Below are 16,543 nucleotides of genomic sequence, written 5' to 3' on the forward strand. Positions count from 1 at the left end.
CCGCCGCCCACGGGGCGGTGTGCCACGCCGCACCACTGGATGGAAAGCTATACGACGCCGACCCCTCCACGAGTATATAAGCAGATGTCTCAGGAGGGTTACGACCACACTGCGGTCGAGAAACGGTGGCAGGAGGCGTGGGACGACGCCTCCGTGTATCGCACGCCGGACGAGGTGGACGATCCCACCTACGTGCTGGGGATGTACCCGTACCCGTCCGGGAAGCTCCACATGGGCCACGTCCGCAACTACACCATCACGGACGCGTACGCCCGGTATCGCCGGATGCGCGGCGACGACGTGCTCCACCCGATGGGGTGGGACGCGTTCGGGCTCCCCGCCGAGAACGCCGCCAAGGAGCGCGACACCAACCCCCGCGACTGGACGTTCGACTGCATCGACACGATGCGAGGACAGATGCAGTCGATGGGGTTCGGCTACGACTGGGACCGCGAGGTCACCACCTGCACCCCCGAGTACTACCAGTGGAACCAGTGGCTGTTCCGCCGGTTCCACGAGGCGGGGCTCGTCGAGCGCCGCGACGCCGAAGTGAACTGGTGTCCCTCCTGCGAGACCGTCCTCGCGGACGAGCAGGTCGAGGGCGACGACGAGCTGTGTTGGCGCTGTGACACCCCCGTCGAGACCCGCGATCTGGACCAGTGGTTCTTAGAGATCACCGAGTACGCCGACGAGCTGCTCGACGCGATCGACGGTCTGGAGGGATGGCCGGACTCCGTGCGCCAGATGCAGCGCAACTGGATCGGTCGCCAGCACGGGACGACCCTGGAGTTCCACGTCGACGGCCACGGGCCCGTCGAGGCGTTCACCACCCGCGTCGACACGATCCACGGCGCGACGTTCTTCGCGCTCGCGCCCGACCACCCGATCAGCGAGGAGCTGGCCCGGTCGGACGAGGACGTGCGCCGCTTCGTCGAGGAGGACGCCGACCCCGAGGGCGACGAGCCGAACGGCGTCGAAACGGACCTCACGGCCACCAACCCCGCAACGGGCGAGGAGATCCCCGTCTTCGTCGCCGACTTCGTCCTCTCGGACGTGGGGACCGGCGCGCTGATGGCGGTGCCCGGCCACGACGAGCGCGACCACGCGTTCGCCGAGAAGATGGGCGTCGACATCGAGCCGGTGATCGCTCCGGAGCCCGGCGAGTGGGACGGCGAGTCGGTGCCGGACGCGCCGGACGTGAGCGAGGCGGCGTTCACGGACGACGGCGTCGTGATCAACTCCGGCCAGTACAGCGGCCTCGACAGCGAGACGGCCCGCGATCGGCTCACCGAGGACATCGAGAGCGCCGAGGCGACCACCCAGTACCGCCTGCGCGACTGGGGGATCTCCCGGCAGCGCTACTGGGGGACCCCGATTCCGGTCGTCCACTGCGACGACTGCGGCTCGGTGTTGGTGCCCGAGTCGGACCTGCCGGTCGAGCTGCCGGAGTTCATCAACACGACCGGGAACCCGCTCGACGCCGCCGAGGAGTGGAAGGAGACGACCTGTCCGGAGTGCGGCGGCCCGGCCACCCGCGAGACGGACACGATGGACACGTTCGTCGACTCCTCGTGGTACTTCCTGCGATACGTCTCGCCCGGGGACGAGGCGCTCCCGTTCGACCTGGACCGCGCGAACGACTGGATGCCGGTCGACCAGTACGTCGGCGGCATCGAGCACGCCGTGATGCACCTGCTGTACTCGCGGTTCGTCACCAAGGTGTTGGCCGACGAGGAGGGGCTCGAACACCGCGAGCCGTTCACCAACCTGCTGGCGCAGGGGATGGTCCAGCTGGAGGGCGAGAAGATGTCCAAATCGAAGGGGAACGTCGTCTCGCCCCAGCGCATCGTCGACGAGTACGGCGCCGACACGGCCCGGCTGTTCATGATGCAGGCCGCCCAGCCGGAGCGCGACTTCGACTGGTCCGAGGAGGGCGTCAAATCGACGCACCGCTTCCTGGCCCGCCTGACCGACCTGGTCGAGGGGTACGCGGCCGGGGAGGCGGAGACCGCCCCCGCCGGCGCCGACCGCGACACGATCGACGACTACGTCGACGACGAGATCGACGCCGCGGTCGCCATCGCGGGCGGGGAGTACGACGACCTCACCTTCAACGTCGCGCTCCGCGAGGCGCAGGACCTCGTGGGGACGCTCCGGAGCTACCGGGGCCACACCGACCCGCACCCGGAGACGTACGAGCGCGGGATCGACGTCGCCGTTCGCCTGCTCGCGCCGGTCGTCCCGCACCTCGCCGAGGAGCTGTGGGAGACGCTGGACCGCGACGGGTTCGTCGTCGAGGCCGACTGGCCGACCGCGACGGTCGACCGAGAGACGGTCGAGCGCCGCCGCCGGCTGGTCGAGAACACCCGCGAGGACGTGCGCGACATCGTCGAGGTCGCCGGCATCGAGGACCCCGAGCGGATCGACGTGGTCGTCGCGCCCGACTGGAAGTACGACGCGCTGGCGATCGCGATCGACAGCGACGCCGATAACCTCATCTCGGAGCTGATGGCGGAGAGCCACATCCGGGACCGGGGCGACGACGCGGCCTCGTACGGGCAGGACCTGCAGGCGAACCGCGAGGCGCTCCAGGAGACGCTGTCGGGGGACGACGAGTACGAGGCGCTGCGCGCCGCCTCGTGGCTGATCGAGCGGGAGTTCGACGCGCCGGTCCGGGTCGAGCGCGCCGCCGACGCCGACGACGCGGTGGTTCGGAAGGCGGAGCCGGGCCGCCCCGCGATCGACATCGTCGAGTAGCGGTTCGAGGCCCCTTTTGAAACGGCGACGGCGCCCCCGGGAGCGATCAGTCGGCGGCGACGCCCCGGAAGCGATTAGTCGGCGGCGACGCCCGAATGCGTATGGACGACCCCTATGCCCCCGCCCGCGACGCGCTCGACGGCGACGGGCTGGCCGGCGGCGCGGCCGATTCCGATCCCGCCGTCCTCGCCGCGCGCCTCGACGCCGACGACCCGCTCTCCGCGTTCGCGGATCGGTATCACGTGCCGGACGACGGCTTGTATATGGACGGCAACTCGCTCGGCCCCGCGAGCGACGCCGCCATCGCCAGCCTCGACCGCGTCGTCGACGAGTGGCGCGAGCGGCTCATCTCGGGGTGGACCGACGCCGACCCGCCGTGGTTCGAGGTGGGCGAGCGGCTCGGCGACGCGCTCGCGCCCCTCGTCGGCGCCGACCCGAGCGAGGTCGTCGTCGGCAACTCGATCACCGTCAACATCCACACCCTGATCGGCACCTTCCTCGACGAGCTGCTCGCGGGGAACGGGCCCGAACGCGAGGGGGTCGCGGCGGCGGACGGGACGTGGGCGCCGGGCGGCGACCCCGCCGTCCTCGTCAACGAGCTCGACTTCCCCTCCGACCACTACGCGATACGGGCGCAGTTGCGTCAGCGCGGGATCGACCCGGACGAGAAGCTCCGGGTCGTCGAGAGCCGCGACGGCCGGACGATCGATCCCCGAGACGTCGAGGCCGCGATGGCGGCGCACGACGACGTGGGGATCGTCTTCATGCCGACCGCGCTGTACCGCTCCGGGCAGCTGTTCGACGTGGAGAGAATCGCCGAGGCCGCCCACGCGGCGGGCGCCTTCGCGGGGTTTGACGCGGCTCACTCCGCGGGGGCGGTCCCCCACGCGTTCGGGGACGCCGGCGTCGACTTCGCGGTGTGGTGTACCTACAAGTATCTCAACGCCGGGCCGGGGTCGATCGGCGCGCTGTTCGTCGCCGACCGGCACCACGGACTCACGCCCGCCCTGACGGGCTGGTGGGGCCACGAGAAGGCGACGCAGTTCGAGATGAACATGACGTACACGCCCGCCGACTCGGCCGGCGCGTGGCAGATCGGCACCCCGCCGTTGCTCGCCGCGGCGCCGCTCGAGGAGTCGGTCGAGCTCCTCCGGGAGGCCGGGATCGAGCGCCTGCGCGCCAAGTCGCTCGCGCTCACCGACTTCCTGATCGCCTTGGTCGACGATCGGCTTCCGGAGGTGTCGGTCGGAACGCCCCGCGAGCACGCGGCCCGCGGCGGTCACGTCGCCCTGGAACACCCGGACGCCGAGCGGCTGAGCAGGGCGCTCACCGACCGCGGGGCGGTCGTCGACTTCCGGCCGCCGAACGTGGTTCGGGTGTGTCCGGCGGCGCCGTACACCTCGTTCGCAGACGTGCTGGCCGTCGTCGACGAGATCGAGGCGATCCTCGACAGCGGTGCCCACGAGAGCTACGCGACGGGAGAGGGCGGGGTGACGTAGCGGTCCCGGCTCGCTGTGGGACCGCTTTCGAGCGCCGATATCCGCACTCTTATCATCTGACTAAACGTACCGATCGGTAAGAGAGATTATGGAGGAGAGTTCACGCACGAACGGCGGCGTTGACTCGTTCGGCGTGGCCGGCGAGGGGGCCGCTTCCGTTTACGAGGCGATTTTTCGCGAGATGGACGACGCCGTGTTCGTCGTCGAGGTCGAGCGGACAGACGACGGATACGAGTTCACGTTCCGACAGAACAACACCGCGTATCAGGAACAGACGGGGTACTCCGAGGACGAGATGCGGGGTCGGACGCCGCGGGAATTCCTCGGCGACGAACAGGGCGCGACCGTGGCCGAGAACTACCGCCGGTGTGTCGAGCGGGGCGCCACGATCGAGTACGACGAGCGCCTCGAGTTCCCGGGCGGCCCGAGTTACTGGCAGACGAAGCTGACCCCGATCACCGAGGACGGGACGATAACGCGGATCGTCGGGGTCGCTCGGGACGTCACCGCACAGAAGGAACAGGAGCGGGAGCACCAGCGCACGTACCGCCGGTTCCAGACCGTGTTGGAGACGATGTCGGCGGCGGTGTTCCTGAAAGACGCCGACGGTGGGTACCTCCTGATGAACCACGCGTGCCGCGACCTGCTCGACGCCGGTGAGGACTACGTCGGGACGACCGACAAGGACCTCTTTCCGGAGGCGGTCGCCCAGCAGGCCCGGGCGGACGACCTCCACGTCCTCGAGACCGGAGAGCGGATCGAGATCGAGGAGACGGTCCCGACGCCCGCAGGAGAAAGCGTCCGGCTCACTCGGAAGTCGCCCGTGTACGATGACGACGGGGAAATCGTTGGCGTCTGCGGCGTCTCGACGGACATCACCGATCAGAAGGAGCGCGAGCGGGCCCTCCAACAGCTCAAAGACCGGCTCGAACTCGCGGTCGAAGGCGCGCAGCTCGGCGTCTGGGACTGGGACATGACCACCGACGAGGTCGAGTTCAACGACCAGTGGGCGCGGATGCTCGAGCACTCGCTCGACGAGATCGAGCCGCATCTCGATGAGTGGGAGCGACGCGTCCATCCCGACGACCTCGAGGCGGTCGAGGACGCGCTGTCGACCCACATCGCGGGCGAGACGCCGTACTACGAGGCGGAACACCGGATGCGCACCGGATCGGACGAGTGGAAGTGGATCCGCGACATCGGGAAGGTCGTCGAGCGCACCGACGACGGGGAGCCGGTTCGTGCGGTCGGGATTCACCTCGACATCGACGATCAGAAGCGGCGCGAGCGGGAGCTGATCCGAACGCGGCAGCTCATCGAACGGACACAGGAGAGCGCGTCGATCGGCTGGTGGGAGGTCGATCTGGTCGGCGAGTCGCTCACGTGGAGCGACGAGGTGTATCGCATCCACGGGGTGGACCCGGACGAGTCGGTCGAGCTGTCGGAGGGGTTCGAGTTCTACCACCCGGACGATCGGGAGGCCATCGAGACGGCGTTCGACCGGCTGACCGAGGACGGCGAGTCGTACGACATCGAGCTGCGGATCGTCACGGCGTCCGGTCAGACCCGGTGGGTCCGGACGATCGGCGATCCGCAGCGCGACGACGAGGGGCGCGTCACCGGCGCGCTCGGGCTGTTCCAAGACATCACCGAGCAGAAGGAGTACGAGCTGGCCCTCGAGTCGACCCGCCAAGAGCTCCGGCAGATCATCGACCTCGTCCCGGACCTCGTGTTCGTGAAGAACCGCGAGGGCGAGTACCTCCTGGCCAACGAGGCGACTGCGGCGGCGTACGGGAAAACGCCCGCGGAGGTCGAAGGGCAATCGGAGGCGGACATCATCCCCAGCGTCGAGGACTCCGAGGAGTTCCGCCAGGACGACCTCGACGTGATCGAGTCGGGCGAGGCGAGAGTGATCGGCGAGGAGACGCTGACGACGGCGGACGGCGAGACGCGTATCTTTGAAACGCGGAAGATTCCGTACGAAATCGCGGAGAGCGGCGGAGACGCCGTGTTGGGGTACGCCCGCGACATCACCGAACTGAAGCAGTACGAGCGGACGCTCGAAGATCAGCGGGACAGCCTCAAACTGCTGAACCAGGTCGTTCGACACGACATTCGGAACCAGCTGATGGTCGTGGAGTCGTACACCGAGCTGCTCGAAGGGTCGCTCCCCGACGACCAGAGCCGAACGTACGCGCGAACGGTCATCGAGGCGGCGAAACAGGCGGCGGGGATCACGGAGACGGCCAGAGACGTGACCGACGTGCTGCTGCAGGTCGGCACCGACCGGACTCCGATGAGCCTCCGCGACGAACTCACCGGGCAGATCGAACAGGTCCGCGCGGATCAGGACCGTGTGTCGGTCTCGGTCGACGGCTCTATCCCCGACGTGACGGTGCTGGCCGACGACCTGTTGGAGGCGGTGTTCCGGAACCTCCTGACGAACGCGGTCGTCCACAACGACAAGGACGTGGCGGAGATCACGGTGTCGACGCGCGTGTCGGACGAGAGCGTGTGCGTGTCGATCGCCGACAACGGTCCCGGCATTCCGGACGACCACAAGGCGCAGATCTTCCAGGAGGGCGAGAAGGGTCTCGAGAGCGGCGGTACGGGCGTCGGACTGTACCTCGTCAAGACGCTCGTCAACAAGTACGGCGGCGACGTGTGGGTCGAGGACAACGATCCGACGGGCAGCGTGTTCGCCGTGGAACTGTCGATCGCGGATTGAACGGGCACGCGCCCCTCGTAGACAGAACGGGAGCGCGCCTCTCGCGGCCGCCGGACCGGCCCCGAGCGCTCGCACGACCCTCGCACAGCGACGCCCTTAATCGCTTGAATCACCAACGTCCGACGATCAGATAATGGCGGAACCGTCGGGGATGGACGCGTTCGCGCAGCTCGGGGGCGACCTCCGCGAGGCGCTCTCCGAGCAGGGGTTCTCCACGCCGACGGAGCCCCAGCGCGAGGCGATCCCGCCGCTCGCCGACGGGAAGAACGCCCTCGTCCTCGCCCCGACGGGCACCGGGAAGACGGAGACGGCGATGCTCCCCGTCTTCGACGCGATCGTCGACGCCCGCGACGCCCCCGGCGCTCCCCCCCGCCAGGGCATCTCCGCGCTGTACATCACGCCGCTGCGCGCGCTCAACCGCGACATGATGGACCGGCTGGAGTGGTGGGGCAACCGGCTCGACATCGAGGTGGCGGTGCGCCACGGCGACACCACCCAGTACGAGCGGAGCAAGCAGGCCGACGACCCGCCGGACGTGCTCATCACGACCCCGGAGAGCCTCCAGGCGATCCTCACGGGCTCGAAGATGCGGGTCGCGCTCGAAGACGTCGCCCACGTCGTGATCGACGAGGTCCACGAGCTCGCCGCCGCGAAGCGCGGCGCCCAACTGACGGTCGGGCTCGAACGCCTCCGGCGCGTGGCGGGACCGTTCCAGCGGGTGGGACTCTCCGCGACGGTCGGCGACCCCGAGGAGGTCGGGCGGTTCCTCGTCGGATCGGGGACGCGCGACCCCGACCGCCCCGGCGACCGCGCGTTCGAGATCGTCGAGGTCGCGGCCGGGACCCGGACGGACGTGCGGGTGCTCGACCCGCCGATCACGGACCGCGACGCGACGCTCGCCGGCGAACTGGCGGTCGACGAGACGACCGCGAGCCACGTCCGGACGATCCGGGAGATCGTCGCCGCCCACGAGTCGACGCTGATCTTCGTCAACACGCGACAGACCGCGGAGGCGCTCGGCTCGCGGTTCAAGACGCTCGCGGAGCGGGAGCGGCAGGCGGCCGAACGCGGCGGTGAGGGCGGCGCCGCCGACCCCACCGAGATCGAGGTCCACCACGGCTCGCTCTCGAAGGACGTGCGGATCGACGTGGAAGACCGGTTCAAGTCGGGCGACCTGGACGGGCTCGTCTGCACCTCCTCGATGGAGCTCGGGATCGACGTGGGGCGCGTCGATCACGTGGTCCAGTACGGGAGCCCGCGCGAGGTCGCCCGCCTGCTCCAGCGCGTCGGGCGCGCGGGGCACCGCCGCGATCTGGTCTCCGAGGGGACGGTCGTGACGCAGGGCGGCGACGACACGCTCGAAGCGCTGGCGATCGCGCGGCGCGCCGGCGCCGAGCTCGTGGAGCCGACCGCGATCCACCACGGCAGCCTCGACACGGTCGCCAACCAGATCGTCGGGATCGTGATGGACGAGGGCGACGTGCACGCCCGCGAGGCGTACCAGACCGTCACGAGCGCGTACCCCTTCAGCGACCTCTCGGAGCCGCAGTTCCAGGAGGTCGTCCGCGAACTCGACGGCAACCGGCTGCTGTGGCTCGACGAGGAGTCGGACACCCTCGAAAAGTCGGGCGGCACGTGGCAGTACTTCTACGCGAACCTCTCGATGATCCCCGACGAATCCACCTACGAGGTGTACGACATGTCCTCGCGGCGGGGGATCGGCACCTTGGACGAGCGGTTCGTCGTCAACTTCGCCGGGCCGGGGGAGACGTTCATCCAGCGCGGCGAGATGTGGCGGATCACCGAGGTCGACGAGGAGGAGGAGCGCGTGAACGTGACGCCCATCGCCGACCCCGCGGGCGAGGTCCCCTCGTGGATCGGCCAGGAGATTCCGGTCCCGAAGCCCGTCGCCGAGGAGGTCGGGCGCATCCGCGGCGAGGCCGCCGAGGCGCTCTCGGCGGGGGCGACGCCCGAGGCGGTCGCGGGCGATCTCGCGGCGCGATACCCCGCCGACGAGGCGACGATCGCGACCGCGCTGAAGCCGGTCGTCGACCACGTCGACGCCGGCCATCCCGTCCCCACGGACCGCCGAATCGTGATCGAGGGGAGCGCGCGCACCGTCGCGGTCAACGCCGCCTTCGGCCACGAGGTGAACGAGACGCTCGCGCGCCTGCTCGCGGCGCTCGTCGGCCAGCGCGCGGGCTCGTCGATCGGGATGGACGTCGACCCGTACCGGATCGAGTTCGAGGTGCCGCACGGCGTCGACCCGGGGACCTTCCGCGAGGTGCTGGAGACGACCGACCCCGACCGGCTGGAGGCGTACCTCGAACTCGCCCTGAAGAACTCCGACGCGCTCAAGTTCACGCTCGCGCAGGTCGCCGCGAAGTTCGGTTCCGTCAAGCGCTACCGCGAGGGGAGAGGCCGGTTCGGCGGCGACCGCCTGCTCGCGGCGCTGGAGGGGACGCCCGTCTACGACGAGGCGCTCCGCGAGGTGTTTCACGCCGACCTCGCGGTCGGGGAGACCGCCGAGCTGCTGGCGGACGTACAGGACGGGTCGCTCGCGACCGAGATCGCCCGCGAGCGCACCCCCCTCGGGACCGCCGGTCGATCGTCCGGCACGGAGTTCCTCGTCCCCGAGAACGCCGACGCCGACGTGATCGAGACGATCCGCGAGCGCATCCGGAACGACCGCGTCATCCTCTTTTGCCTCCACTGTGCCGACTGGACGCGCACGACGAAGGTGCGGCGCGTCCCCGACCAGCCGGAGTGCCCGGAGTGCGGCTCGACGCGGGTCGCCGCGCTGAACCCGTGGGACGAGGAGACGGTCGCGGCGGTCCGGGCGAGCGAGAAGGACGAGGAGCAGGAGCGGCGCACCGAGCGCGCCCACCGCGCCGCGAGCCTCGTCCAGACGCACGGGAAGCGCGCGGTGATCGCGTTGGCGGCCCGCGGCGTCGGCCCGCACAACGCCGCGCGGATAATCAACAAGCTTCGCGAGGACGAAGACGAGTTCTACCGCGACGTGCTCCGGCAGGAGCGCGAGTACGCCCGGACGCAGTCGTTCTGGGACTAGATCGAGAGTCGGGTGTGACAGTCGATTATTTATAAATGGTCGACGGCGCTGTGTTCGCATCGAAAGCTCCAGCCGCTCATTTATATAAGATCGATGGCGAGTCGTCGGTGAACGCCCCCAAAGCCCCAGTCCCTCGGCTGTACGTGGTCGATAATTCCCGGGTACAGGTCTCCAAAGCCCCAGTCGCGACGGCTCGCGGCCTCCCGGCCGCTCGCCAGCCGAGGGCTCCCTTCGGTCGCCCTCGCTACTCGCGCGGCTTGCTGAGTTCCTCGCTCGGTCGCTTTCGCTCCCTCGCTGCGGTACTTTCTGCGCCGTGCTTCGCCCTCGCGACTGCCCCTTTGAGTCCCATCCCGCACCGCACAGCGCGCGCCTCACACCTCCCCAGCCTCGCCGCGGCCGCCGGCGGCGGCCGCGGGCTCCCTCGCGCGTGCGCCTCGCGGCCTCCGGCCGCTCGCCGGCACGCGCCACCGCGTAATTACTTATAAATAGTCGCGAATGTCAACGGCGTAGTTCGTCCGCTACTCGGGGTATTTCGGCTCGCGGCGCTCGGCGCGCTCGGTCGCGCGCTCGATGACCTCGCGGACCGTGTCGGGACCGTCGCTCGCGCGGTAGACGTCGCCGTGCCCGGGGTACATCGCCTCAACGGTGTCCGGGAGGACGTTGAGAATCGTGTGGAGGCTCTCGATCAGCGCCTCGCGCGACTGGCCCGCCATGTCGGTGCGGCCGAACGAGCCGTCGTCGAACGCGCCGTCGTTGTAGACGACCACGTCGCCGGAGTAGAGCCGCTCTTCGCCCACCAGGGCGACGTGGTCGTCGGCGTGTCCGGGCGTCTCGACGACCTCGCAGGGTTCGTCGCCGACGAGGATCTCGTCGCCGTCGACGATCGCCACGTCGCGCCGCGGGTGGGCGGCGTTGGCGTAGAGCGTCGCGTCGAACCGGTCGAGCACCGCGTCGAGTTCGCCGACGTGGTCGCGATGTTGGTGGGTCAACACCACCCGGTCGAGCCCCTCGACCCCGGCGTCGTCGAGCGCGTCGGCGATCACGTCGTCGACGCCCGGCATCGTGCCGGCGTCCACGAGCGTCGGCGCCTCGCCGGGCACGAGGTACGCGTTGCAGGTGAACTCCTCCGCGTCCGCGGTGACGGTGATCGGCTCCATACGAGCACGAAGGGCGCCGAACGGGTAAAAGCGTGCAGACCCGCGAAGACGGCCCCGCCGGAGGATCTCCCGACGCCCGGGGATTTATCCCTCCCGGCGTGTTAGTAACACGCACATATGGGCTTCGGAAGCTACGACGAATCCGAACAGGAGAACCAGGACCTGGATGCGGATTTCGACGACGACGACGGAGTCCGAGCCGCTGAAGAGGTACACGAGGGCTCCGTCGATTACGAGCCCGGCGCGTCGAACGACGAGCTACTTGACCGGCTCCAAGAGATCAAGTCCGAGGAGACGTAATCAGGTGACACCGCCGAGCCGGACGCTCGGTATCGCATTCTCTGACGGGGACCGAACCAGCCGCCTAGCCGGGGCCATCGTCAGAGACGACGGGACCCTCGACGGGCTGGGGTTCGACGCCTGCACGGTCGGCGGGACCGACGCGACCGACGCCGCGATCGCGCTCTTCGACGACCTCGGCCGCGAAGACGTCCGCCACGTCGCCGTCGCGGGGATCGCGCCCGCGTGGTTCAACGTCGTCGACCTGTCGCGGCTACGCGACGCCGTGAACCGACCGGTGTACGCCGTGAGCTACGAGGAGAGCCCCGGGCTCGAACCGGCGCTGCGCGAGGCGTTCGACGGCGAGGCGCTCGCGCAGCGGCTCGACGCGTACCGGTCTCTGCCGCCCCGAGCGCGGGTGGAGCGCGGCGGATCCGGTCCGACCGTGAGCGACCCTCCCGAACCCGTGTTCGTCCGCGCGGTCGGGATCGAGACCGACGAGGCCGCCGCCGCCGTCCGCGGACTGATCCGCGAGGGGTTCCGCCGCCCGGAGCCGCTTCGGGTCGCCGCGATCGCGGCGAGCGCGCACCGAGAGGCGACGACCGAGCGGTAATCCTCCGCCGGTCGGCCAGCGGTCGCGCTGCCGGCGCCGCCGTGTCGGTCCGCCCGCGCCGGGCGGACGGGCTGCGCGGCCGCGTCGGATATATGTTCCTCCGGCGAGAGCCACCGCTATGACCGACGGTTCCGGCGTGCGGTTCCGCGACCGCGATCGACTCGCCCGAACGCCGACACACGAGACGGCCCTCGACTGCCTCGCGGCCGGGATCGAGGCCGCGCTCCCGGAGCGGCTGATCCGCGACGCCGTCTCGGTCCGGGGCGAGAGCCTCCGGATCGAGGGCACCGACGGCGCGGTCTGCGAGTACGACCTCGACGCGTACGACCGGGTCTCCCTCCTCGGGGCGGGGAAAGCGACCGCGGGCGCGGCGGAAGCGGTCGCGGGCGTGCTCGCCGAGGGGGGCCGGCCGATCGACGAGGGGCTGGTCGTGACGGACCAATCCCCGGACGAGCCGGACGGCGACTCGGTCGACGAGCCGTCGGCGAACGGGATCGAGGGCCTCCCCGGCGACCACCCGCTGCCGAGCGAGCGGGGCGTCGAGAGCACCCGGCGAGTCCTCGACGCGGCCGAGCGCGCCGGCCCCGACGATCTCGTGCTCGCCGTCATCACCGGCGGGGGGAGCGCGCTGCTGGCCGCGCCCGCGGACCCCCTCTCGGTCGACGCCCTCCGCGGGCTCACGTCGGCGCTGCTCGCCTCCGGCGCGTCGATCGACGAGATCAACGCCGTCCGCAAACACTGCTCCGCGGTGAAGGGCGGGCAGTTGGCGCGCACGATCGCGCCCGCGACGACGGCCACGTTGGCGGTCAGCGACGTGATCGGCGACCCGCTCGACACGATCGCGAGCGGGCCGACCGTCCCCGACCGCTCGACGTACGCGGACGCGCTGGCGGTGCTCGACCGGTACGACCTCGACGTGTCCGCCGCGGTGCGCGAGCGCCTGCGGGCGGGCGCCGACGGGGAGGTCTCCGAGACCCCGACGGCGGGCGATCCGGCGTTCGGCCGGAGCACGGCCGTCGTCGTCGGCAACGGGCGGACGGCGCTCGACGCGGCCGCGAGCGCCGCCGGGGACCGGGGGTACGAGCCGCTGGTGCTCTCCGCGAGCGTCCGGGGCGAGGCGCGCGAGGCCGGGACGACCCACGCCGCGATCGCCGAGGAGTGCGTCGCCCGCGGGTCGCCGATCGAGCCGCCGGCGGTGTTGCTCTCGGGCGGCGAGACCACCGTGACGGTCGAGGAGGCCACGGAGCCGGGGACGGGGGGCCCGAACGCGGAGTTCGTCGCGAGCGCGGGCCTGGCGCTCGCGGAGGGGCCGCTGGCGGACGGGGAGCGGGCCGATAACGGGAGCGCCTCCCGAGTGGTCGTGGCGAGCGTCGACACCGACGGTCTCGACGGGCCGACCGACGCCGCCGGGGGGGTCGCGGACGCGGCCACGCTCGATCCGGACGCCGCACGCGACGCGCTCGCCCGCCACGACGTGTCCCCGCTTCTCGACGACGCGGACGCGCTCCTGCGGACCGGTCCGACCGGGACGAACGTCAACGACCTGCGGGCGGTCGTCGTGGAGAACCGAGACGACGGGTAGGGCGGCGGCGGTCGGGTAGCTAACCGACTCGGTCGACCGACCGATTCCGAGACTCTCCCGGGACCGCAGCGCCGGAAGGCGGACGGACTTATGTCGGCCCCGCTCACATCTCGATCCATGACAGAGAACGGGGACGCGCCCGACGGGGGCTCACGAGAGGGCGCGCTCGACGAGGGGCTCCGCGTGCCGTCCTGCGAGCGCTGCCCGGCGCTCGTCGAGTCGCGGAGCCGGATCGTCGACGGCGTCGGCCCGACGGACGCGGACCTGCTGTTCGTCGGCGAGGGCCCGGGCGCACAGGAGGACGAGCAGGGCGAGCCCTTCGTGGGACGCTCGGGCGGCGTGCTCGACGAGGCGCTGCGCGACGCCGGGCTCGCGCGGGCGGACGTGCGCATCACCAACTGCGTCCGCTGTCGCCCGCCGGACAACCGGGATCCGACGACCGAGGAGCTGGCGAACTGCCGCGGCCACCTCGACGCCGAGATCGAGCGGCTCGACCCGGCGCTGATCGTCACGCTCGGGAAGGTGCCGAGCGAACACCTCCTCGACCGGTCGGTGGCGATCACCGCGGAGTCGGGCGAGGTCGTCGACGCGCGGATCGCGGGGGCGTCCCGGCGCGTGCTGCTCTCCGTCCACCCGGCGGCGACGCTGTACGACCGGAGTCAGCGCGACGGCTTCTTCGAGACCATCGCGCGGGCCGGCGAGCTGAGCGGCGTCAGCGAGCGGGACGAGGGCGGCGACGGGCAATCTCGGCTCGGGGAGTTCTGAAACGAAGGGATCGAGCGAAAACCCGTGCGAACGTCCGCCACAATAGCTGTGCATACGAAACATAGAAAATAATATACCATGCGAGTCGAACGCACAACCGTATGTCCGACAACAGGTGGTCGGCGGATCGGCGAACGTTCGTGAAGACGGCGGGTGCGGCCGGGGTAGTCGGGCTCGCCGGCTGTTCTGGGGGCGGTGACGGCTCGGACGGTTCTGACGGTTCGGACGGTTCTGATGGCTCGGACGGTTCTGACGGCGCCACCGCGGGAGACTCCGGGAACTCCGTGCCAGAGGTCACGTGGGTTCTGAACCCCGCGGAAGAGGAGATCGACATTCAGGTGCAATACCAGCCGCTGTTCGAGTACCTCGAGTCCGAGGTCGAAGTGGACATCGTCGAACAACCGACTGCGAGCTACTCCGGCACCGCACAGGAGCTCCGGCGTGCCGCCGAGGGAGACCGACTCTTCGCGGACGTGTCACCGGGCGCGGTCGCGCAGATTCCCAGCGAGCTCGACGTGACGGGGATGCGGGTGGCGTACGGCGCGGAGCAGTACTTTTCGCTCATCACGACGACGACCGACAGCGACATCGAATCGCTCTCCGACCTCGAAGGCGAGGTCTTCGCGTCGGCCGCGCCGACGTCGGTCTCGGGAACGCTGTTCCCGCTGTACATGCTCAGCAACGCCGGACTCGATATCGGGAGCGCTCCCTCCGGGTCCCCCGAGGACTTCGACCTCCGGACCTCGGACCACACGACCGCCCGCGAACAGCTCATTCAGGACGACCGGATCGCGGCCGCCGGGACGGGCGCGTTCTCCACCGCCGCACACGTCCCGCAGGAGCAGTTCGACGAGATGTCACAGGATTTCGTCGACATCTCGGCGGAGTACGAGGGAGCCGGGGAAAGCGACCCCGAGCTCCAGCTCCTCGCGGTCTCGGATCCGATCCCGCGCGCCCCCGTCGTGAGCAACGCCGCGTGGGAGGAGTCGCTCAAAGACGACCTCCGCCAGCTGATGATCGACGCACCGCAGGAGGCGTTCGAGCACGATTCGCAGGCGGACATCGCCGAGGCGCTCAACATCGACCCCGCGATCCTCGACATGGACGAGTCCGAACTCAGCGAGGACCAACAGGACGACCTCGACCTCGTCGAGGCCCACTCGCTCTGGTTCAGCGGCGTCGTCGAGGCGAGCGTCGAGGACTACGACCCCGTCGCGGAGCTCGGTCGCGAGCTCGGCTTGGAGTGGAGCCAGCTGTAGACCGGCCGGCCATTTACACCCTCTCTTTATGACTTACATCGAAGTAGACGGTCTTACGAAGCGGTTCGGAGACACGGTCGCGCTCGATGACGTGTCTTTCGAGGTCCCCGCCGGCGAGTTCGTCATCGTGCTCGGCGTCTCCGGATCCGGGAAGTCGACGCTGCTCCGGACGCTGAGCGGACTGCTCTCGCCGACCGAGGGCGAGATCCGGATCGACGGCGACCCCATGATCGAGCCCCGCCCGGACGTCGCGATGATCTTCCAGCAGCACAACATCATCGGCGACATGACGGCGTACTCGAACTCGCTCTCCGGCGGCGTGCACCGCGCTGGGTTCCTCTCCAGTGTCCTCCAGTTACAGGACACTGAGGAGAAGCACCGCGCTCTCGACGCGCTCGACATGGTCGGACTCCTCGACGAGGCCGAACAGAAGGCGCGGAGCATGAGCGGCGGGCAACAGCAGCGCGTGGGGATCGCTCGCGCGCTCGTCCAGCGGCCGGAGGTCCTGCTCGCCGACGAGCCGGTCGCGAGCCTCGACCCCGGCAGCGCACAGAGCGTGATGGGCTACCTCCGGAGGGCCTCCGAAGACCGCGATCTGACGACCTTCTGTAGCCTTCATCAAGTGAACATCGCTCGGAAGTTCGGACACCGGTTTATCGGCCTCAGAGACGGTGAGAAGGTGTTCGACGGGTATCGAGACGATCTGACTATCGACATCATCGACGACCTCTACGGCGACATCGACACCGAGGGGATGTTCGTCCGCGACGAGGGTGACGGAGAGGGCGCGACCGACGAGGTCGCGACGACGTGACGAGAACGGAGCTGATCTAC

11 protein-coding genes are annotated in these 16,543 nt (G+C 70.0%); 10 read left to right on the forward strand and 1 reads right to left on the reverse strand.

Annotated features, from left to right (window positions below; all coding sequences use genetic code 11):
* The first annotated feature begins 84 nt into the window (after nt 1-84).
* The 4 genes from leuS (at nt 85) to ACT4MF_RS04315 (ending at nt 10,054) form a co-directional block, all read left to right on the forward strand.
* Complete coding sequence (gene leuS / locus ACT4MF_RS04300) at nt 85-2,757, forward strand: leucine--tRNA ligase (protein WP_444681844.1); 2,673 nt, start codon at nt 85-87, stop codon at nt 2,755-2,757.
* A 101-nt stretch (nt 2,758-2,858) separates the two neighbouring features.
* On the forward strand, nt 2,859-4,256 hold the full coding sequence (gene kynU / locus ACT4MF_RS04305; protein ID WP_444681845.1) for a kynureninase: 1,398 nt from the start codon (nt 2,859-2,861) through the stop codon (nt 4,254-4,256).
* Between the two features lie 88 nt (nt 4,257-4,344).
* Nucleotides 4,345-6,984 carry a PAS domain-containing protein gene (locus tag ACT4MF_RS04310; protein ID WP_444681846.1) on the forward strand — a complete coding sequence of 880 codons (2,640 nt, stop codon included), beginning with the start codon at nt 4,345-4,347 and terminating at the stop codon, nt 6,982-6,984.
* A 133-nt stretch (nt 6,985-7,117) separates the two neighbouring features.
* Nucleotides 7,118-10,054, forward strand: coding sequence for a DEAD/DEAH box helicase (locus ACT4MF_RS04315; protein WP_444681847.1), 2,937 nt, complete (start codon nt 7,118-7,120; stop codon nt 10,052-10,054).
* Nucleotides 10,055-10,572: 518 nt separating this feature from the next.
* Here ACT4MF_RS04315 and ACT4MF_RS04320 read toward each other — a convergent pair.
* Nucleotides 10,573-11,211: an MBL fold metallo-hydrolase gene (locus ACT4MF_RS04320; RefSeq protein WP_444681848.1), complete on the reverse strand. Its 639-nt coding sequence runs from the start codon at nt 11,209-11,211 to the stop codon at nt 10,573-10,575.
* A 117-nt stretch (nt 11,212-11,328) separates the two neighbouring features.
* Between ACT4MF_RS04320 and ACT4MF_RS04325 the strand changes: the two genes are divergently transcribed.
* The 6 genes from ACT4MF_RS04325 (at nt 11,329) to ACT4MF_RS04350 (ending at nt 16,523) form a co-directional block, all read left to right on the forward strand.
* Nucleotides 11,329-11,511 (forward strand): DUF5786 family protein, encoded by a 183-nt coding sequence (locus ACT4MF_RS04325; protein ID WP_004049114.1) that lies wholly within the window; start codon nt 11,329-11,331, stop codon nt 11,509-11,511.
* Nucleotides 11,512-11,515: 4 nt separating this feature from the next.
* Complete coding sequence (locus ACT4MF_RS04330; protein ID WP_099255702.1) at nt 11,516-12,103, forward strand: endonuclease dU; 588 nt, start codon at nt 11,516-11,518, stop codon at nt 12,101-12,103.
* Between the two features lie 118 nt (nt 12,104-12,221).
* Entirely contained in the window at nt 12,222-13,685 is a 1,464-nt protein-coding gene (locus tag ACT4MF_RS04335; RefSeq protein ID WP_444681849.1) for a glycerate kinase type-2 family protein, read from the forward strand.
* 117 nt (nt 13,686-13,802) lie between these two features.
* Nucleotides 13,803-14,450 carry a uracil-DNA glycosylase gene (locus tag ACT4MF_RS04340; protein ID WP_444681850.1) on the forward strand — a complete coding sequence of 216 codons (648 nt, stop codon included), beginning with the start codon at nt 13,803-13,805 and terminating at the stop codon, nt 14,448-14,450.
* A 101-nt stretch (nt 14,451-14,551) separates the two neighbouring features.
* A complete protein-coding gene (locus ACT4MF_RS04345; RefSeq protein WP_444681851.1) occupies nt 14,552-15,709 on the forward strand; it encodes a phosphate/phosphite/phosphonate ABC transporter substrate-binding protein in 1,158 nt (385 codons plus the stop codon).
* A gap of 28 nt (nt 15,710-15,737) precedes the next feature.
* On the forward strand, nt 15,738-16,523 hold the full coding sequence (locus tag ACT4MF_RS04350) for a phosphonate ABC transporter ATP-binding protein (RefSeq protein WP_099256153.1): 786 nt from the start codon (nt 15,738-15,740) through the stop codon (nt 16,521-16,523).
* Nucleotides 16,524-16,543: the final 20 nt, after the last annotated feature.

Origin of the sequence: Halorubrum sp. FL23, from assembly GCF_052439115.2 — an archaeon.
Classification (GTDB): Archaea; Halobacteriota; Halobacteria; order Halobacteriales; family Haloferacaceae; genus Halorubrum; species Halorubrum persicum.